This is a genomic window from Gimesia benthica, assembly GCF_009720525.1.
GTDB lineage: Bacteria > Planctomycetota > Planctomycetia > Planctomycetales > Planctomycetaceae > Gimesia > Gimesia benthica.
Genome location: NZ_CP043930.1, coordinates 7177974 through 7198517, shown reverse-complemented (window position 1 = coordinate 7198517; position 20544 = coordinate 7177974). Strand labels below are relative to the sequence as shown.

Here is a 20544-nt window from a genome sequence, read left to right as displayed (position 1 = left end):
TGAACGGTAATAATGGCCTGTGAGCCCACCGCGAGACTGTCAGGCGGCTGTTTCCCAGTCTCTCGAAAATTGACCTGTTCCAGGTCATCCGACTTTCCCGAATTCCCATTCCCAATTTCAATAAATCGCTTCAGGAGCGGTGTTTTTTGAATATTTCGCAAGTCTGCCCCTGTTTCGAGTGACTTGCGAACCTGGTCCAGCTATGGTATCTCGCGTGTGGCAGACCGGTTTTCGACTAAGGAAAGCGGTCCTGATTCTCACAAATGCGTTCTCACTATTTTCATTGGTCACTGTTAGCAGAAGTCCCACAGGGCAAGAGACGGAGACATGGCACAACAATACATCATGCAACTGGAAGGCGTTACCAAAGTCTTTGAACAGAAAGAGATTCTGAAAGACATTTGGCTCTCATTCTTCCCTGGCGCAAAAATTGGTGTTCTGGGGGTCAACGGTGCTGGTAAAAGTACCCTGCTGAAAATCATGTCAGGGGAAGACACCAGCTTCCAGGGGGATGTCCGCCCTGCCAAAGGCATCAAGATCGGTTACTTCAAGCAGGAACCGGATCTGAATCCTGAACAGACCGTGGAAGAATGTATCGCTGAAGCGGTGGCTGAATCCCAGTCGATCCTCGACCGCTATAACGAAGTCAACATGAAGTTCGGAGAAGACCCTTCTCCTGAAGAGATGGAAAAGTTGATCGAAGAACAGGCGACACTGCAGGACCAGATCGATGCAGCCAACCTCTGGGAACTGGACCGCACACTGGAAATCGCCATGGACGCCATGCGTGTTCCGCCGGGAGACGCCATCATTGGCAGTCTGTCCGGGGGTGAGCAGCGGCGTGTTGCCCTCTGTAAAATCCTGCTGCAGAACCCTGACCTGCTGCTGCTGGACGAACCGACGAACCACCTCGACGCCGAATCGGTAGCCTGGCTGGAACGTTACCTGCACGACTTCCAGGGAACCGTTGTGGCGATTACCCACGACCGCTACTTCCTCGATAACGTCGCCGGCTGGATTCTGGAACTGGAACGGGGCCGTGGTCTGCCCTTCGAAGGGAACTACTCTTCGTGGCTGGAGCAGAAACAGGCACGTCTGAAAGTCGAAGAAAAACAGGAATCGAAACGGCAGAAGTTCCTCAAACGCGAACTCGAGTGGGTCCGCATGTCACCCAAGGCACAGGCTTCGAAAAACAAGGCCCGTGTGCAACGCTATCAGGAACTGGCTGCGGAAGAATACGAAAAACGCGACGATGCTTCCGATATTCAGATTCCTGTTTCCCGGTCGCTGGGCAGCAAGGTGCTCATCGCGAATAACCTTACCAAAGGCTTCGGCGACAAACTGCTGTTTGAGAATTTCACCTTCGAACTTCCCCCCGGTGGGATTGTCGGCGTGATTGGTCCGAACGGCGCGGGTAAAACGACGCTCTTTAAAATGATCATGGGACTCGAAGAGCCGGACAGCGGGACCCTGGAAATCGGCGAATCGGTTGAACTCTCTTATGTCGACCAGAGCCGCGATGCCCTCGATCCGAAGAAAACCGTTTACGAAGAAATTTCTCAGGGACACGATCACCTGGTCGTCGGTAAATCGAGCGTGCATTCCCGTACGTATGTCGGCCGATTCAACTTTAAAGGACCCGATCAGCAGAAACTGGTTGGCGAACTCTCTGGCGGGGAACGCAACCGAGTGCATATGGCGAAACTGCTCCGCTCGGGTGGTAACCTGCTGCTGCTGGACGAACCGACCAACGACCTCGACGTGGATACCCTGCGTTCGCTGGAAGAAGGGCTCGAGCACTTCAGTGGCTGTGCCCTGGTTGTCAGCCACGACCGCTGGTTCCTCGATCGTCTGGCGACACACATCATTGCCTTTGAAGGTGACAGCAAAGTCCGCTTCTTTGAAGGCAACTACAAAATGTACGAAGCCCGTCGCCACGAAGAGCTGGGAGCCGATGCCGACTCTCCGCACCGGATTCAGTACAAACCACTATCACGTTAAACAACAACTGACAGTTGAGACATCAAAAACAAAAGGGGCAGTCTTAGTAGGACTGCCCCTTTTTTGTTATCCGGGTTGAATCAGCGGCGCTCGCCTCGAACGCGACTCAGAGTTGCTTCCTGAGTTGATTTCGTTTCCTGATCCGAGAATGTATTACGATCTGCCACTGTCTGGCGATGCACTTCGGTACGGGCCACTTCCACGACTTTGCGTGCAGCGATGAGCTGCTCCGGTTTGAAGTAAGGCACGCCGCCGCCCACGATTTTGTGTTTCCTTTTGCTGGCCAGGTCCTGCCAGTCCAGATGGCTGGAGAGGTGCCAGGCGATGGCCTGCATCATTTCCCAGTCGTCGCGGCGGGGATTGAATTTCTTGAGCAGAAGCACCAGTGCTTTGTCTTCCACCTGCGATTCGATGGGCCGCAGCTCATATGTTTTTCTGCTGGAAGGGCACGGCTTCCCATGTTCCAGGCAGACAGAACGCAGACGCAGACGCACGGTCTTTTCCGGCGGAATGGTAAAGAAGCCCTGGAAATCAAAATTCTGATTGTTGCTCATTGGTGCCAGATTGCCACCGACCGCCTGGGAATCTCCCGTCATCGGTTGATTGAGTCCCTGCAGGTCCTGTAATAATCCCTGACCGAGTCCCGGTTGTTGTCCCGGACCAGCCTGCGCCAGAATGTGCACGGAAGAAACCGCGGGAGGTACTTTGACCGTCAGTGGCTCGGAAGTCTTATTCGTAATGAAGACTGAGGAATTATAGGCGCTGATGGGATAGACCCGCGCCGACAGGGTCTGTTTCTTCAACCCCTCAAACAGTTCAACCTGAGGGGCATCCTTACTCAGTGAGAGTTTCGTAATGATATCTCGCCGCGGTGTTCCTTCCACCGAGGGAGCCGTCGCGCCACCGATGGTCAGTAAGGCGCAGGCAATTGCTAACATCTGTATCCGTTTGGTCATTTTAACTCCTGTCTACCAGATTCTGCCCGCCTGAACCCGGAATAGTGTTCAATGCTAGCCTATCGCTAGCAGGCATATGTACAACGAAATGCACACAAGAAACGTGTCCACTTCTTTGAGCGTCAAAATAGAGATGTTGTCTGGAGCGCGATACGAAAACTGACAGGTAAACTGAACGACGAACACTTTACAGAGTCCAAAAACTCTGTGATATTGAGCAAAACTTTCTCAGGCATCGAAAGATAGAAAAGAAATGAAATAAGAGAAAAAGCTGCTCTGCCTCAACGATAACGACTTGGTTTGAAGATTTCAAATTTTTTTTCATAAATCTTACTACCTGGATTCATTGGACCGCCGACTATGAAAGACTCAAACCGGACTGTGCGCTGGGGCATCCTGGGCACGGCCCGTATCGCCGAGAAAATCAGCATTGCAATTCATCAGGCAGAGAATGCCGAACTGACCTGCATCGCCAGTCGCGATGCCACCCGCGCTGCCGACTGGGCAGAAAAGCATCACGTCAAACGCAGCGTTGCCAGCTATGACGCATTGATCCACGATCCCGATATCGATGCCGTCTACATTCCACTCCCTCCGGCACTGCATGGTGAGTGGACCGTTCGCGCCGCCCGCGCAGGCAAACACGTATTATGTGAAAAGCCCCTGGCACTGAATGTGAATCAGGCACGCGAAATGCGACGCGTCTGTCTGGAAAACGAAGTTCAGCTGATGGATGGCGTGATGTGGTATCACCATCCGCGTGCGCATGAGATGCTCGAACTGATTCGCAGCGACGCGCTGGGCGAACACCGCAGGATGACTTCCGCTTTCACCTTCAACTGGGATACCGTTCCCGAAGGAGACCTCCGCCTGCAGCGCGATCTGGGAGGCGGTTCCTTAGGTGACCTGGGCTGGTACTGTATTGGAGTCGCCCTCTGGGCTTTCAATGAACTGCCTACCAAAGTCTTCGGCACCGCACGACCTTATAATGACGTCGATTATAATTTCTCCGGAATCATGTGGTTCAGCAAAGATCGCATTGCCTCCTTTGATTGTGGTTTTGATGTCAACATGCGGAAGTGGTTTGAACTGGCCGGCACAAAAGCCTCACTGATCTGTGATGACTTCACCCGCCCCTGGGAAAACACCAAACCCGCCTTTGAAATCAAAGACTCGCAGGGAAACCGTACCCGACACGAAACGGCGAATCCCCTGCAGGAAACGTGCATGATCAACCATTTCTGCGACATTATTCGCTCGGGACGACTGGAGCAGCAGTGGCCTGATCTGGGGATCAATACCCAGCGGGTACTCAACGCGCTGGACTACTCGGCACGTACGGAAACCGTCGTCAACCTGGCCGACTTCTTTCCCAAATAAACGCTCCCGCACCGCGCATAAAAAAGCACCCTGACCAGATTCGCTGATCAGGGTGCCTGAGGTGGAGACCTCCGCCTCGATGCATGCCTGCTTCCCGTTGAGGAAACATTATCTGTGAGCAGAACTGCTGTTCCGCGATAGTTTAATTGTAGTAGCCGTTCCCTTCGCTGCGGGGCGGACGATCACAGACGATGTCATTCTCGCCGTCACAGAAGTCCGCCTGATCGCGGAAACTGCTGCCGTCCGTGCAGGCCTTGTGGCCATGTGCCCCTGCGACATAGAAACTCTGATTGATGCGGCCAAACGCCGAGCCGACGTCTTCCAGTTCCTGGTTAATACCATGGGCAACTTCGCTTAGCCCCACAATCATCGCCAGGACGGCGATCGTTGAGATCAGTACCAGTTCGGCAGAGACAATAAAGCCCGCCTCCTCGTTCATGAAACGGATTAGCACACTATTCATGTTCACAGACTCCAGAGATTAAGAGATTTTGGTTTTGTTTCGGGTGACCGGATGCCCGCAGGGGTGGTGAATCCCCGCAGGCGGTCGTCTTCGGAAAGAAAGCAGTTTCGGATAGAGTTGTTTTCAGAGCGTCAGGCTTAGTAGATGTCCCACTGACCTGAGCAGAAGTCGGGGCAGTCACGGAAATTGCTGCCGCTGAGTTCACCTTTGTGACCTGAGACTTCACAGAGGTTATAAGTCTGGTTGATGCTGGAGAAAGCGGATCCGACATCTTCCAGTTCCTGGTTCACGTTATTAGCGACTTCAGACAGTCCGACGATCATGGCCAGTACGGCGATCGAAGAAATCAGAACCAGTTCTGCAGAAACAATGAAACCGGCTTCGTCGTTGATCAGTTGGTTGAGGATGTTTTTCATAGTTGTGGTCTCCAAAGTTGTTTGATTTAAAGTTGTTTGCATCGAGTCAACGTTTCAAAGTTGATACTGGGATGTAAAGCAAGCTGAATACCAAACGTGCCGGAGCGTAAAAAAGTTTTTACAAACTGTTCACAGCAGTGATCACAACCTGTTGATTTACAAGGAGTTAAAAATAGTCAGCCCGTTGAAAGAATTCTTGCGGCACGCGGCACACGGTCTGAGCGGGCTGTGGTGAAAAATCAACACGATCTGAGGGGCGAGGTGCAGAGAGGCCTTAACCCATTGTTATCAGTTCAGTTAGTGCGATGTTGTTTCAAAGCAACACGTGGCGAATCGGCAACGGGGACGAAAAACAGTCCACCCGGATTGTGAGAGCGTCCGTAAAATCCTGTCAATCCGTAGAGTCAGCCGTAAACAGCAGGCTCAGAGAGGATACGAAGAGAAAAAATGAAAAAAGTCTCTGATATCCATGATTTACTTCTTGTCGTACCCTTGACCTCAGAGGATAAGATTACATAATCTTCACACACAGCAAGCACGTGTTGCTTCTGAAAGTGATCTTCACTCTCAGTCCAATACATGCCAGCTCGCGGGTGTAGCTCAGTGGTAGAGCACCACGTTGCCAACGTGGCTGTCGAGGGTTCAAATCCCTTCACCCGCTCTTTTTTTCGCATGCAAAATCTCAGGGATTGAATCAGAGCCCCCATCTTCTTGAATGTGGGGCTTTTCATACTTTAAGTAGTATCGCTATCAGAATCAGCTCCGCAGTGTGCAACTGCCACCCTCAGATTGAGTGCAGTGATTTGGTAAAGCCCCTATTGCTGTTTTCCACACAACGTAAAAGAAAAGGATTGGACCGTGTCTGACGATCTCGCAACGACAGAAGAAACCGTCTCCACCGAAGGCGAGTATAAAATGTCTGCGACCGCCGATATTAAAGAGGTGGGTCCCTGTAAAAAACATGTGACTGTATCAGTCCCCCGTTCTGACATTGAGCACTTCTACTCTGAGTCTGTCTCTGAACTGGGTGATCAGGCAACAGTTCCCGGTTTCCGCGTTGGCCATGTTCCCAAGAAGCTGATCGAAAAACGTTTCCGCCAGGAACTCAACGATCAGGTCAAACAGCGGGTCCTGATGGAAAGCCTGGAACTGATCGCAGAAGACAACGATCTGGATCCGATCAACGAGCCAACCATTGATGTCGAAAGCCTGGAAATTCCAGAAGACGGCGAATTCACCTTCGAATTTGAAGTTGAAGTTCGTCCTGATTTCAAACTGCCCGAATACAAAGGGCTGTCGCTGGAACGTCCTGTCCGCGAAATCGGCGATAAAGACATCGAAGAATACCTGAACCGCTTCCTCGGCCAGTACGGCGAAATGGAAGAACGGAAAGGTGCTGCTGAAAAAGAAGATTACCTCGAACTGTCAATCAAGTTCGAACACGATGGCAAGCCACTCAGCGAAATCGCCGAACTGGTTGTTCCGCTCCGTCCGATCCTGCGTCTGCGTGATGCCGAAATCAAAGACTTCGGCGAAGTCATGGCTGACGTCAAAGCCGGCGACACTCGTGAAACCGAACTCGAAGTTTCTGCAGAAGCCGACCAGATCGAAATGCGTGGCGAAAAAGTCAAAGCGACTTTTACCGTGAAGAGCGTCAAGTTCATCCAGCCTCCGGAAATCAACGAAGAGCTGCTGGAACGAATCGGTGCCGAATCGGAAGAAGAACTCCGCGAAGAAATCAAAAACATCCTGGAACGTCAGGTGACTTACGAGCAGCGTCAGTCTACCCGTACCCAGGTTCTGGAAAAGATCACCGAGTCTGCCGACTGGGATCTGCCGGAAACACTGGTTTCCAAGCAGGTGGAAAACGCACTGCGTCGGGAAATCCTCGAAATGCAGCAGGCCGGCTTCTCCCGCCAGGATATCCAGGCTCGTGAAAACGAACTGCGTCAGCAGGCGATTTCCAGCACACGTCAGGCACTCAAAGAGCACTTCGTGCTGGACAAGATTGCCACGACCGAAAACCTGATGGTCGATCCTTCTGAAATCGACATGGAAATCTACTACATGGCGATGCAGCAGGGTGAAAGCCCCCGTCGCGTTCGGGCTCGGATGGTCAAATCCGGCATGATTGAAAACCTGGAAGCTCAGCTGCGTGAGCGTAAAGCGGTTGACGTCATCCTGGAAAAAGCTGAATACAAAGAAACCGAGATGAAGAAGCCAGAGGAAAACAAAGTCTCTGCTATCGCTCGCTCGGTCTGCTCCAGCTTCGCCGGCTCCGCTGCGGAAGCTGAAGAGGAAGAAGAAGCAGAAGGCGAAGAATAATCGCCCCGCTTCTCATTCAGAATAGAATCAAGGCACCATCATATCGATGGTGCCTTTTTTTATGCGCGAGCATTCCTCTGCTTATCAATCAGTGCGAGTGTAAATTTCTCTTTCTGAAATACCCGATCTCGCTAAAATAGAAAGATTCCATTCACATACATCACGACACCCGGGACAGCTTTATCCATGCCTGAATTCACTGCTCCAGAGCCACAGACCGGCGGACGTCCGGTGATTCTGCTGGGAGCAAGTAACCTGACCAGAGACTTTCCTCTGATCCTGCGTCTCCTGCAGCCGAGCATAGGGGCTCCCTGTGACATCTATACCGCCCTTGGGCATGGACGCTCTTACGGAACCTGGAGTCGTCTGCTGCACCGTGCCCTGCCCGGCATCTCCCGCTGTGATTTGTGGCAGGCATTACCCACACCGGATCGAATTTCGGAACAGCCCCTCGCGCTGTTGACTGATATCGGCAATGATCTGATTTATGGTCAATCGGTTGATGCCATCTTCAGTTGGGTCAGGCTCTGCCTGGATCAATTACAGGCGATCGATGCCCGGGTGACGATCACGCTGCTGCCCGAGTTCACACTCGCGAAACTGTCGAATCTGCGTTTCGAGATGACACGCCGGCTGTTCTTCCCGAAAAATCCGGCCTCGCTTCCCGATCTGATTCAGAAAGTCGGTGAGTTAAATCAGCGACTCATCGCACTGGCTGGAGATCCCCGCATCCGGATTGTGGCTCCCCAGCCTGAGTGGTATGGCTTTGATCCCATCCACTACCGTGTCTCTCAACGGGCCCTGTTATGGAAAACAATTCTGACCAGTTGGGAACTCGAGAATCTGGAACAACAGACAGTCCGCAATCGCCTGCTGGATGGCTGGTATGCCTTCACTTTTCTGCCCCCCGCGGTCAAGCGTCGCTGGGGTAAAGAGATCCGAAGCAGTCAGCCGACCCGGATGTTCGCTGATGGCACCCGCATCTCCGTTTATTAAATTTCATTGCCCTAATCCATTTTCTGGATTAGAGTTAAGAAATGACATCTTAATTTTTGAATGAAAATTCCAAATTGAGGAGTGATATCGCTTAAGAGAATCCGCCCGTAAAGAAGCCGAGGTAAGGCTGGATGTTTGATCTTCCGCTGCAACAGGGACCAACCCCATGGAACTCGTACTGGTTTTCATTCTTTTGATTCTCTTCGCTTCCTTCATCCATGGAATCTGGGTGATTGGTCACTTCCTCACCAAACTGTTCTCGCCGGAAGCGCCCCCAAACGACGTCCATTCCGCGCATCAAGTTGCCGAAGAACGAAAGACAACAGAGAGTACTCGCGAGCAGGAGCGTCAGACAGCCGAACGCTACCTCCGCCGACTATATAATCAGGGCGTCATCCCGGAAGAAGATTTCGTCCGCCTCTTCAAATATACAGCAGCCAAGCAACCGGCGCCCGCTCCTCCTGAAGTCGTGCCACCGAAACACGAGCCAAAACCCTCACCCGAGCCCAAGCCTGTCCCCGAACCACCGACGCAGAAACCAGGCCCGCAAAAGACGCCTGAAAAAGAACCAGTTCTCGAAATCTCCGATTTTCTGGACGAGAGTGCCTTCGAACCAGAAACCAGGCCCGAACAGATTGAACCTGTCTCTCCAGCACGGACTTCCCCACGTCCTGCGATGCCCGTCGAAGAGCAGAAACGTCCGCTGGGTTCACTGCTGCAGGCGTTCATGGAAGAGAAAAACATTCGCTGGGGGGAACTGGTCAGCGGTCTGCTGATTGTCGGCAGTGCCATTGGCCTTGTGGTCAGTCTCTGGTCGACATTGAAAAATCAGATTCCCTATCTACCTGCCCTGCTCTTCCTGCTGGCCACCGCCGCCATCCATGGTGCAGGGCTTTACACGTTCAAACGCTGGAAACTGGAAGCCACCAGTCGCGGCCTGTTACTGATTACGGTGCTACTGGTGCCTCTCAACTTCCTGGCGGCCATCCGACTTTCCGATCACAGGCCTGCAACCGACCCGCTCTTCATACTGGCACTCGGTGTCGGCTTTGCCGCGTTCGGGTGGATGGTCCATTCGTCCAGCCGCATCCTGCTCAGTTTCGGACGCTGGCCTTTACTGGCGATCGTCCTGGGTACCTCAGCCGGGCAGATTCTAATCTCCCGCCTCGGGGATCACGCTACGACGTTTCTGCAAATCAATTTTCTCGCACTGTTACCGGTCGGCTGCTTTGTCGGTGGATTGGTGTATGTGCTGCGCAATACGTTCGACTGGGAAGAAATAACTGATTCCCGCGCCCGCGAACTGGTCACGCTGCTCGGGCTGGCGGTCTTTTCCGTGCTAGCTCCCTGCTGGCTGATGATCTGGAATGCCCCCGAACGCCTGGAAACCTTTGCCCGACTGACGCCGCTGTTCAGCCTGATGGAAAGTCTACTGGTCGGATTCGGGCTGCTGCTCCATCACCGGAAAGGGAAAGACGAATCGCCGCACTGGTCCCTGACGGGGTCCTCGCTTGCGATCTTTGCTGCCATCATGCTGCTGGTTAACTTCGCGATCGCCTGGCCGCGCGTCGACATTCTGATCGCCCTGGGAATCGTCAACGCCATCAGCCTGACACTGCTCGCCTTTCGCGGACGTTTTCCTTTGTGCCACGTACCGGCACTCGCATCGCTTACGATTTCAGTCCTGCTCGGATTTCACGTTCTGGGCGGCACTCTGCCTCTGGAAGGCGTCACACAGCGGATGCTGATGGAAGCGATGCTGCTGGGCCGTTCTGCCATCGTATTACTGGCTTTGGCGATCGGTGCGGGAATCGGAGCGATGCTCCTCAAAAACAAATCGCACCGGGAGGCAGCGCAATACTACCTGTATGCCGCAGTTGGGCTGGCCTGCGGCTCCAGCCTGATCGCAGTCTACGCGGGCTTTTACACCCGCACGGATGTGATGTGGACTACGGTGGCTTTACTGTTGAACTCCGTTCTGTTCCTGACAGCAAACTGGCACGTTCGTCGTCCGATACTTTCCAGCATCGGATCATTTCTCTGGTTCCTGACACTGCAACACGCACTCTGCCTTAACGGCCCCATCCGCGGGTTGCTGCAGAGCATGCATCTGCGTCCCGATGGTCCCTTCGCCTGGGGCTGTCTGATCCACGCTTCGACCAGCCTGCTGTTTTTACTTGCCCTGCAATTCTGGTCCCAAAATCGTCAAAAGTTACAGAACAGCTGGTCGCTGCTGCCCGCTGAGGGTAATTCGTTTACCAGCTCCCTCACCGCAGGTGCCATGATCACGTCGGTCCTCATGATCCCTTATGCCCTGCTGCAGATCATGCCGGCCCACATGCATGCGTTTTACTCGTTCTGGCTGATGTTGATCTGGCTGGGAATTGCGTTAATTCTGCGTTCCGAAGTCTGGTTTCTGTGTGCCCAGTTCGCGGGGACGGCCGGCACGCTCTACACCGCGACCGCGGTCGGCCAGCGTTTTGATCTCTGGACGGGCAATGGTTACCATTCTCCCCGTTACTGGCTGTTCCATATCCTGGCAATTGCCCTCTGGAATGGACTGAACTCGCTGATCCGGTCCCAAAAGTTCTCACGCAACATGCTGGGATCACTGGCCCGCACCAGTCGTCTGAATCTGCAACCGATTCTACTGGGCGGTGCCATCCTTGCTACAGGTCTCGTATTTGCATTTGCCCTGTTACCTCTGGTCGGAGCCGAGTTCAGCCAGGCCTACCGGATGAGTGCGGTCTGGAAATATCTGGCTCCCGCAATGTTCGGCCTGTTCGTCTACCTGATGGGACTGTCGGCCATTACCATCACGCGGCCCCGGGAACACAGCCTCTGGACACAAGGTGCCCTCTCCTGCACGCTGGTTGTTCTGTTCTCCCTGTTTGTTATTTTCAATTCCGCATTGAAAGAATTCTCGGTTGGTTTTCCCTTACAACTGGCACCAGAAGCCTTCAGTATCTGGAGCTGGCTCTGTCTGGGCCTGTTGATGCTGGGATGTCTGCCCTTTCTGAACAGTCGCCTGCAGAAACTCGCTTCGCTGGGCATGCTGTTAATCAGCTACCTGATTCCGTTTCTGATCGCCGGGTATTTCAACCAGACTCAGCATGTGGCGGGGGCCCTCCGCTGGTGCCTGAGCCTGTATGCCGTGGTTATACTTGTTGTAGTCTGGAAAGCAGAATCGGTGCTGCAGACTTTCCAGTCGCAGCAGGTCCGCTTAGGGTACCTTACGCGTCTGCTGGAAGATAAACCGTCGTGGCGTGACTTGAGCATGCTGGGGGTCGGTCTGCCTGTCCTGTTCCTGACAATCTGTCAGGTCTTGGGAACTGCGCTGGAACAGGTAGCTGCCCTTGATGTTGCAGACCGGTTACTCGCTTTCACACAATTCGGTCTGCCGCTGCTGATACTGCTGGGAACGATCGTCTGTTATGCAATGCTGTTCCGCTCCAGCGGGTGGATGCTGCTCGCATCCCATCTTCTGCTGGCGGCAACGCTGGCAGGAACCATTCTGATGTTTTCGATACCCCTTGATCAGTATGATACCGCCGAATTCCTGCAGACTCTTACCTGGCTGGGACTCGCGGCTGCCGGTTTCGGGATCTTCTGGCTGGCGTGCGAACGCTGGATGCATCCCGAGTTTCAGGAACACCAGCTGCTCACGTCGTCCGAGTGGCCACCGTTACGGGTTCATCTGGCGACGATGCTCAGCCTGGTAGTCTCTCCCTACCTGCTCCCCTTCCTGTTCAATCTGTTCGATCCCGCCGGCTCATGGGGGCCACGTTTCTCACAAGCTCCGTGGGTGACTCTGCCTGCGGTCGGAGTCTCTGCGATCTGCATTCAGTATTTTGCCCGCAGGTACTCCAGCAGTATGCAGGTCAATGGTCTGAGCTTCCTCAGTCTGGCACTGATTGGACTGGCAGCGGTCCTGGGCTGGCATCATACGGACTGGAACGCCTGGCAGGTCAACCTGTTGCTCGAAGGGGGCCTGCTTCTGGTGCTTACTTTTCACGCGTTCCGCTTTGTGCAAACCTGGCGTCGCTCAGCCGGCGATATCGAACAACAGGCTGACACACAACGACATCTCTACTGGTCTCAGTTGCTCTTTGGCCTGTTACTGCTGTTCGGACTGCGGGGAGGCTGGTCTGACCTCTATCGCCCCTGGCCGGGACTGACGACCGCAGGGACAGGGACGGCCCTGTATTTCACACTGGGACTCTGTCTGCGAAAACAGATCATGGCCTGGGCTTCACTGGCAACGGCGCTGGTCGGCACCGTGCTGGGCTTCACAGCGTTCTGGACCGACAACAATGTGATCGTGACGACTCAGAATCAGATGGACCTCTTGAAGTGGCTGATCACAGTCGCGTCAGGTATCGCTGCCTGCTGGCTGGCGGTGGACGTCTATCGGCAGCGTGTCTCGACTGACGAAGAGCTCGGACTGTCTGAATTCAGGTTGCAGCACATCGTAACGGGGGCTCTGTCCGGAGTCGTCCTGCTCTACACGCTGACAATCACCGTTTCCCGGACAATGCTGACAGTGGAAGGACTTCCCGTCATTCGTGACATTCAGGGGTGGATTGCCCTGGCATCGGTGACCGTACTGTTGACGGCACTGCTCTGGGACCGGAACAGCCGATATGGGCTGGCGCCACTGTTTATGATGGGATTCTGTGCAATCGGCACCTTCCTGAGTAATGAGACAGAATTGCAGATCCTGGTACAGCGGTCGGGCATCGCGTTGTCTGTCTATGCCTGTCTGATCGGGATTCTGTGGAGACTGCGTTCACAGCTGGGTCAGGCTGGTAACCGTCTGGCGATTGCCAACGCGGACCGCATCTGGGAGCAGGCACGCAGCTGGGTCCCGCAAGCGGTTTCCGTGATGACACTCTCGACAATCCTGGCATTGCTGCACAGCGTATTGCGATTTGAAGATCAGACACTCCGCTGGTGGTCGGTGGTGGGAACCTTCCTCACGGTTCCGGCGCTGCTGTCCCTGGGTGATTTGACTGAACTATCCGAACGGTTCAAACACCGGTCCCTTTTGGCACTGGGAGCCGCATCCATTTATTTCAGTTGGGCCTTGTTACCCGTCAAAGGGAACTTTTACTGGCTCGACCATCTGATTCGCCTGCAGGAGGCGGTCTCTGTTCTGAGCCTGCTGACCACGGTTGTACTTGCGAAATGGTCGCGACTCACCCCGGACTGGACGCAAGCGATTCGCAAAAGCGCAAGAACCTTCCTGACCGCTGCTGGTGTCGCACTGTTATCCATCCTGGCTTCGGAGATCGGACTGCAACTGACCGGAGTCCGGCTGCAATTGACTCCTGCGAGAATTGGCGTTGTTTCAGCGGCGCTGGTGCTGCTCTCCGCGGCCCTGATTGTGATGGCTGCCATTCCCAAATATGATCCGTTCCAGCTTCCGTTGAAACGCAGAATGCTGTATGTCTATGCGTCTGAAATCGTATTAGCCCTGCTGTTCCTGCATATTTACCTGACCGTGCCGGAACTGTTCCGCGGCTACCTGCTGCCTTACTGGCCTTATATCGTCATCGTGATTGCCTTTGCCGGTGCGGGGGTCGGCGAGTTCTTCGACCGCATCGGGCTGCAGGTGTTGTCTGAACCACTCCAGCGGACGGGTGTCTTCCTCCCGCTGTTGCCCGCACTGAGCTTCTGGCTGCATGGTGCTTCGACTCAGACCTCTCCGGTGGTTGGCGAATATTCCCTGGTGTTGCTGTTGATCAGCCTGGTCTACGTGGTGATGAGCCTCTGGAGAAAGTCGTTCGTCTATACCACGCTGGCTGCTCTGGCAGGTAACGGTGCCTTGTGGGCTTTCTGGGTGGAACAGGGACAGTTACTGACACAGCATCCTCAGCTCTGGCTGATTCCGCCGGCATTGTCGGTACTGGTCGCGACACATCTGAATCGTGAAAAACTGAGCGATTCCCAGCTGACTTCGATCCGGTACTTTTCCACGATTGCCATTTATGTCAGTTCGACCGGGGACATGTTCATCACCGGAGTAGCGGAAAGTATTGAGCTCCCGATGATTCTGTGTGGCCTGTCGGTCGTGGGAATCTTCGCCGGGATGCTGCTGCGAGTACGGGCCTTCCTGTATGTCGGCACCTCGTTCCTGGTGCTTTCGATTGTGAGCATGATCTGGCACGCGTCGCAGTCACTGGGACACGTGTGGCCCTGGTGGGCGTTTGGGATCGGTCTGGGGATCTGCATCCTGGCCCTGTTCGGGCTGTTCGAAAAGCGGCGCAATGAGATGCTGGATCTGGTGGGTAAATTAAAAACCTGGGACCGGTAAGCCGGCCCCAGGTTGGAAAGTCAAAATCATGGAGTACGTTCTGCTGAATTAAGCATTCGTACTGCGGTGCTGGCGTTTCCGCTCGTTTTCCGTGAGGTAGATCTTACGGAGACGGATCAGCTTGGGAGTGATCTCCACATACTCATCCTGCTCGATATACTCCAGGGCGGCTTCGAGACTCATATCCCGGGCTGGCTTGAGGGCGACGTTTTCATCAGAACCGGAAGCACGCACGTTCGTCAGTTTTTTACCGCGGATCGGATTGACGACGAGGTCATTCTCACGGGCGTTTTCGCCGATGATCATCCCTTCGTAGACATCATCTCCGGGAGAGACGAAGAATTCAGCCCGTTCCTGCAGTTTCCAGAGAGCATAACCTACGGCCTGCCCTTTGGCCTGGGAGACCATCACGCCATTCGCACGCCGGGGAACTTCCCCTTCGCTGGGCTTGTAGCCTTCGAAGCGGTGGTTGATGATCGCTTCCCCTTTGGTCGCGTTGAGCAGACGGGTTCGCAGACCGATCAGCCCGCGGGCGGGAATCGAAAACTTGAGGTGTGACATTCCGGTTTCGCCGGCGGTCATGTCGATAATCTGTCCTCGACGGGCACAGACCAGTTCCATCACGGAACCGACCGAATCCGCAGGGACATCGACAACGAGTTCTTCAAACGGTTCATGCCATTTATCGTCGATCTTCTTGCGGATCACTTCAGGCTTACCGACGGAAAGCTCATAACCTTCGCGACGCATCTGTTCGATGAGAACGGAGAGGTGCAGCACGCCACGACCGGAAACGGAGAACGAGTCTTTGTCTTCCCGTTCGGTGACACGCAGAGCCACGTTCGATTCGAGCTCACGCATCAGACGTTCCCGCAGGTTACGGCTGGTGACGTATTTGCCATCCTGTCCTGCCAGCGGAGAACTGTTGATGGTAAACAGCATCGAGAGTGTCGGCTCATCGACGTCGATACGTTCCAGGGCTTCAGGTTTCAGTGCACAGGCAACGGTGTCGCCGATTTCAGGATTGTCCAGACCAACCAAAGCGACGATATCGCCGGCGGTGGCTTCTTCAACGGGAGCCCGTCCCAGGTTATTGAACAGTTCGACCGAATCGATGGTACAATTGATATGCTTTCCGCCGGCCTTGATCAGGGTGACCTTTTCACCGCGACGGACTTTACCGGTGCTGATACGACCGGTGGCTACGCGGCCCACGTATTCAGACCATTCGAGGGTTGTGACCATCATCTTCAGCGGGGCGTCGAATTCGACTTCCGGAGCGGGTACTTTCTCAAGCACCATGTCCAGCAGCGGGTGAATGCTATCGCCGAAGTTGTCCAGATCGTGTGTGGCGAAGCCTTCACGGGCACTGGCATAAATGTAAGGGAAATCGAGAGTTTCGTCGTCTGCATCCAGATCGACGAAGAGGTCGAACATTTCACTCAGCACGTGATCGGGGCGGCAGTCGGGGCGGTCGATCTTGTTGATCACCACGAGAGGCTTCAGATGACACTCGAGGGCCTTTTTCAATACGAAGCGGGTCTGGGGACGGGGGCCTTCAAAGGCATCCACCAGAATCAGCACACCATCGGCCATACGGAGCACGCGCTCGACTTCGCCACCGAAGTCGGCGTGGCCCGGGGTATCGATGATGTTGATTTTCACGCCCTTGTACATCAGGGCAATGTTCTTGGCCAGAATAGTGATTCCCCGTTCGCGTTCCAGATCGTTCGAATCCAGAATACAGTCACCTTTCAACTGGGAATCCCGGAACTGGCCGCTCTGGTGTAACAGGGCGTCGACCAGTGTGGTCTTCCCGTGGTCCACGTGCGCAATGATAGCAATGTTCCGCACATCTTCTCGTTTCATGACTCTTCAATCTTCCCAAAATGTTTCAATCGGGAAACCTTCTTGATATTCGGACGTTCCTCACGGGGAACAGAGGGTCTCACCAGATAGCCGCCTCGCAGCGCGTCAGGCTACTATAGTAAGGGGCAAAATATATCAGCAATAGATTAGTAACGCAAAGCCCAGAAACCGTCATTCTTACTGGTAGTTCGAAGCGGTTTTAGCGATACTTTGATCATGAGTACGTCAAATCTTCATAATTTGCGAGCTCGTACCGTAAACCCAATTCAATTCAGGGAGTTCCACGCATGAAACTGCTCCGTCTGCAAGTCAGCCTGTGCCTGTTGTTACTGGCTCTGATGCCCCTCAGAACGCTCTCCGCCCAGGAATCTGCCTCGTACGACCTGCTGCTCAAAGGGGGCACGATCATCGATGGAACAGGAAAAGCGGGTTTTACAGGAGATCTGGCGATCAAGGATGACCGGATCGTCAACATTGCCCCCGAAATCAAGGCATCCGCCGATCAGGTCATTTCCTGCAAGGGACTGATCATCGCCCCGGGATTCATCGACCTGCATAATCACAGCGATCGGCAGATTGTTTCCCCCCTGACCCGGGCTAATATGAACTTTATCACCCAGGGATGTACCACCGTGGTCACGGGAAACTGCGGTAGTGGCCCGGTTGATACAGGAGAATATTATCGGCAGATTGACGCCGCGGGTAGCGGGACGAATGTGATGCACCTGATTCCGCAGGGTTCTCTGCGAGACCACGTAATGGGCTCCGGTCAGCGGGAACCGACGGAAGAAGAACTTAAGAAGATGCAGGAGCTGGCCCGCAAAGCCATGAGGGATGGTGCCTGGGGGATGTCGACGGGATTGATCTATGTACCGAGCTCATATGCAGATACAGATGAGCTGATTACGCTGGCAAAAATCGTCGCTGAGTATAACGGCATCTATGCCAGCCACATTCGGAATGAAAGTACGGAGCTGCTGGCGGCCGTCAATGAGGCTTTAAAAATCGGCCAGCAGGCCAAGCTGCCTGTACATATTTCTCATTTCAAATCGAGTGGTCGGGATGCCTGGGGGCTGGTTTTGCGCGCCGCGGCGATGATCGACGAAGCCCGCCAGCAGGGTCAGACGGTGACTGCGGACCAGTATCCTTATATCGCGTCCAGCACATCACTGGGCGCCACCCTGATCCCAGCCTGGGCCCGGGCCGGAGGCAACAAGGAACTGGTGGCCCGCCTGGAAGCACCGGAGACCTCAGAGAAGATCATTAAACAGATCGAGAAGAACATTGAAAAACGGGAAGGCGGAAGTGCCGTTCGGATTGCCCGCTATGCGGATCGGCCCGACTGGGTCGGTAAGAACCTGCAACAGATTGCGGATCAGGAGCAGAAAAGCATCCTGGAAATCGTGCTCGAGATCACCCGGCACGGGGGCGCGTCGGTCGTTAACTTCAGCATGAACGAAGAGGACGTGCGTCAGATCATGAAAATCGACTGGGTTGCGACCGCGTCGGACGGACGTGCTTATCTACCTGGTTCAGATCGTCCCCATCCCCGTAATTACGGCACCTTTCCCCGGAAACTCGGTTATTATTCGCTGCAGGAAAAAGTAATCCCGCTGGAAAAGGCCGTTCGCAGTGCCAGCGGCCTGCCGGCCGACATCCTGGGCTTAACGGACCGGGGCTATTTGAAGGAAGGCGCTTATGCGGATATTGTAGTCTTCGATCCCGCGAAGCTGATCGATCAGGCGACGTTTGACAATCCGCATCAGTATTCCGATGGAATCCGTTACCTCTTTGTGAATGGGACTCCTGCCATCAACGGTGGATTTCCCACAGGCAGCCTGGCGGGCAAAGCACTCCGCCGTCCGCAACCAGAAAAGTAATCGCATCAGAAACATCCAAAGCAGGCCGCCTGATGGTCTGTCTCAATCCAGGAAGGTCCTTAGTTGAATCCCCGCCGCGTCGAGTTACTGGTCAGCGTGCGTAATTGTGAAGAAATCGCTGCTGCGCTGGCCGGGGGTTGTGACCTGCTCGACTTCAAAGAGCCGGAGAACGGCGCACTGGGAATGGTCGATTCTGAATCTCTGCAGGCAATCACTGTCTACTGCGAACGCCATAGCATCCCCCAGCCTCTCAGTATGGCACTGGGCGAACTGGTAGAGTGGCATGAGAGATGCACAATGCCCCGCATCCCCTCGGCCATGAAGTACCTGAAACTGGGACTCTCCGAAACCCGGGAACTTCCCGACTGGAAATCCTGCTGGCAGGTGGTGACTGAGCGGATCGAAATGGAACAGCAACGGCAGTTCGACTGGATCGCGGTCGCCTATGCAGACTGGGAACAGGCTTCGGCGGCCTCTCCACTCGAAGTCCTCTCAGCTGCGATTGAGAGCCGATGTGCGGGTCTGCTGATTGACACTTTCCACAAGCAGGGTTCCGGGTTAACGGATCTGCTCTCGCTGGAGCTGCTGGACGAACTGATCCAACGGGCACATCGGCACGGATTGAAGGTCGCGCTGGCAGGTTCCATTCGCCTGGGTGACCTGGAGGCACTCTCTCCGCTGCAGCCGGATATCGTTGGTATTCGGGGGGCAGCCTGTACGGGAAATCGACGCACCAGTTCGATAGAGTCGTCCGCAGTGCGTGACTTCAGAATGCAGCTGGAAGAACAGTTCCACTGTCATCCCTGGGGATGAGCGGTAGTCTCAGGAAGCGCTGCCGGCAGCCACGGTCTGCTCCTTGGGATCCTTCTGGGGATTGTAAGGAGCATACTCTTTGAGCTTGAGCTTCTGAATCATGGGGATCACCTGATCGGCGGGAATCGCGAAGGACTTGGTTCTGCCAGCCCGGGCGATGTTCAAGCCGATGGCTTTGCCCTGCAGGTCGACGATGACGCCGCCACAGTCTTCGGGGCGAAGTACAGTATCGTGCTGCAGGACTTCAGAGAAACCGGTTTTACGGCGACTCAAGGCGCCTCCCATTTTCTTCTGCATTTCCCGCAGACGATCGTAGATCAGCATCTGCGGATCGGTGAGGACCACGACCGCGTTGATTTCTTCTTCGTCTCTGAGCAACCGGACCTGGACACGATCACCGGGTAGAAACTTTCGGATGAACCGCGAGAGTGAACTGGCACTGTCGATGTTTTCGCCGGCCACATTCAGAATCACATCGCCTGGTTTGAGCCCCGCTTCTTCGGCACCGCTTTCGCGCATCACCTGTTTGACCAGAGCGCCTCCGTTGGCATCATCAATCTGCACTCCCAGGACTCCCGGGGCAGGTTTGATATCGCGGCGTGTCACGCTCAGCACGCCGACACTCACTGGAGACATGCTCAGCCCGGGAGTGACGAGCCACTGGCCGACTTTGGGATCTGTAATAGCCTGCCATTGAACCGTGGGCAGGTTCCGGGCATCGATTTTGAGCAGGGCCAGATCGAGCTTTCCGTCGACGCCGATGATTTCGGCTTCGTAGCGTTCGGCGGTAGTGAGCTCGCAGGTTACTTTTCCTTCCAGCTGGCTGGCTTTTGTCAGGATCCAGCCATCAGATTCCACGATGGCCCCCAGTGAGGCTTCTCTGCCATTCACACGGACGCGGACCGTCCAGGAACGGGGAGTCGAAACGACCGACCGGAACGCGCGACGCATCTGAGAACCGCTGGTCAGCTGGCTTGGCTGCAGTTGATCGTAAGCGGAGGCACTGCCGGTCAGCCACCCTGCGGAGGTGGTGAAGATCAAAGTCAGAGCGAACAGCCGGACTGTCTGCGGAATGCGGTTTTTATGATCCTGGTTCAAGAGCTTCTCCTCACATCACTTTATTTTCAGA

At 54.6% G+C, this 20544-nt stretch carries 12 protein-coding genes and 1 tRNA gene; 8 read left to right on the top strand and 5 right to left on the bottom strand.

Features of this window, described 5'->3' with window-relative positions; translation table 11 throughout:
* Positions 1–327: 327 nt before the first annotated feature.
* Entirely contained in the window at positions 328–2001 is a 1674-nt protein-coding gene (gene ettA, locus F1728_RS28205) for an energy-dependent translational throttle protein EttA (RefSeq protein WP_145186853.1), read from the top strand.
* Between the two features lie 80 nt (positions 2002–2081).
* On the opposite strand, the gene F1728_RS28200 is transcribed toward ettA, so the two are convergent.
* Complete coding sequence (locus tag F1728_RS28200) at positions 2082–2957, bottom strand: hypothetical protein (protein WP_155366792.1); 876 nt, start codon at positions 2955–2957, stop codon at positions 2082–2084.
* A gap of 360 nt (positions 2958–3317) precedes the next feature.
* On the opposite strand from F1728_RS28200, the gene F1728_RS28195 reads away from it, so the two are divergent.
* The gene (locus F1728_RS28195) at positions 3318–4337 is read left to right on the top strand and encodes a Gfo/Idh/MocA family protein (protein ID WP_155366791.1); all 1020 of its coding nucleotides are present in this window, start codon (positions 3318–3320) and stop codon (positions 4335–4337) included.
* A gap of 142 nt (positions 4338–4479) precedes the next feature.
* Here the strand turns inward: F1728_RS28195 and F1728_RS28190 are convergent, their stop codons facing one another.
* Together F1728_RS28190 and F1728_RS28185 are read right to left on the bottom strand one after the other, a co-directional pair.
* Positions 4480–4800, bottom strand: a complete 321-nt coding sequence (locus F1728_RS28190) for a branched-chain amino acid aminotransferase (RefSeq protein WP_145035800.1) — start codon at positions 4798–4800, stop codon at positions 4480–4482.
* Positions 4801–4937: 137 nt separating this feature from the next.
* The gene (locus F1728_RS28185; RefSeq protein ID WP_145180130.1) at positions 4938–5216 is read right to left on the bottom strand and encodes a Flp family type IVb pilin; all 279 of its coding nucleotides are present in this window, start codon (positions 5214–5216) and stop codon (positions 4938–4940) included.
* Between the two features lie 589 nt (positions 5217–5805).
* On the opposite strand from F1728_RS28185, the gene F1728_RS28180 reads away from it, so the two are divergent.
* From F1728_RS28180 to F1728_RS28165, 4 genes are all read left to right on the top strand, one after another.
* A tRNA-Gly gene (locus tag F1728_RS28180) sits at positions 5806–5877 on the top strand.
* A gap of 197 nt (positions 5878–6074) precedes the next feature.
* Positions 6075–7541, top strand: coding sequence for a trigger factor (gene tig / locus F1728_RS28175; protein WP_155366790.1), 1467 nt, complete (start codon positions 6075–6077; stop codon positions 7539–7541).
* Between the two features lie 186 nt (positions 7542–7727).
* Positions 7728–8537, top strand: coding sequence for a hypothetical protein (locus F1728_RS28170; RefSeq protein ID WP_155366789.1), 810 nt, complete (start codon positions 7728–7730; stop codon positions 8535–8537).
* A gap of 166 nt (positions 8538–8703) precedes the next feature.
* On the top strand, positions 8704–14853 hold the full coding sequence (locus F1728_RS28165) for a hypothetical protein (protein WP_155366788.1): 6150 nt from the start codon (positions 8704–8706) through the stop codon (positions 14851–14853).
* Positions 14854–14901: 48 nt separating this feature from the next.
* Here the strand turns inward: F1728_RS28165 and typA are convergent, their stop codons facing one another.
* Complete coding sequence (typA, locus tag F1728_RS28160; protein WP_155366787.1) at positions 14902–16722, bottom strand: translational GTPase TypA; 1821 nt, start codon at positions 16720–16722, stop codon at positions 14902–14904.
* 287 nt (positions 16723–17009) lie between these two features.
* Here typA and F1728_RS28155 point away from each other — a divergent pair, with 287 nt between their 5' ends.
* Both F1728_RS28155 and F1728_RS28150 read left to right on the top strand, forming a co-directional pair.
* Positions 17010–18602, top strand: coding sequence for an N-acyl-D-amino-acid deacylase family protein (locus F1728_RS28155; RefSeq protein WP_155366786.1), 1593 nt, complete (start codon positions 17010–17012; stop codon positions 18600–18602).
* 63 nt (positions 18603–18665) lie between these two features.
* Positions 18666–19415, top strand: coding sequence for a (5-formylfuran-3-yl)methyl phosphate synthase (locus F1728_RS28150; protein WP_155366785.1), 750 nt, complete (start codon positions 18666–18668; stop codon positions 19413–19415).
* Positions 19416–19424: 9 nt separating this feature from the next.
* Here F1728_RS28150 and F1728_RS28145 read toward each other — a convergent pair whose 3' ends face one another.
* Positions 19425–20513 (bottom strand): S1C family serine protease, encoded by a 1089-nt coding sequence (locus F1728_RS28145; RefSeq protein ID WP_155366784.1) that lies wholly within the window; start codon positions 20511–20513, stop codon positions 19425–19427.
* Positions 20514–20544 lie beyond the last annotated feature (31 nt).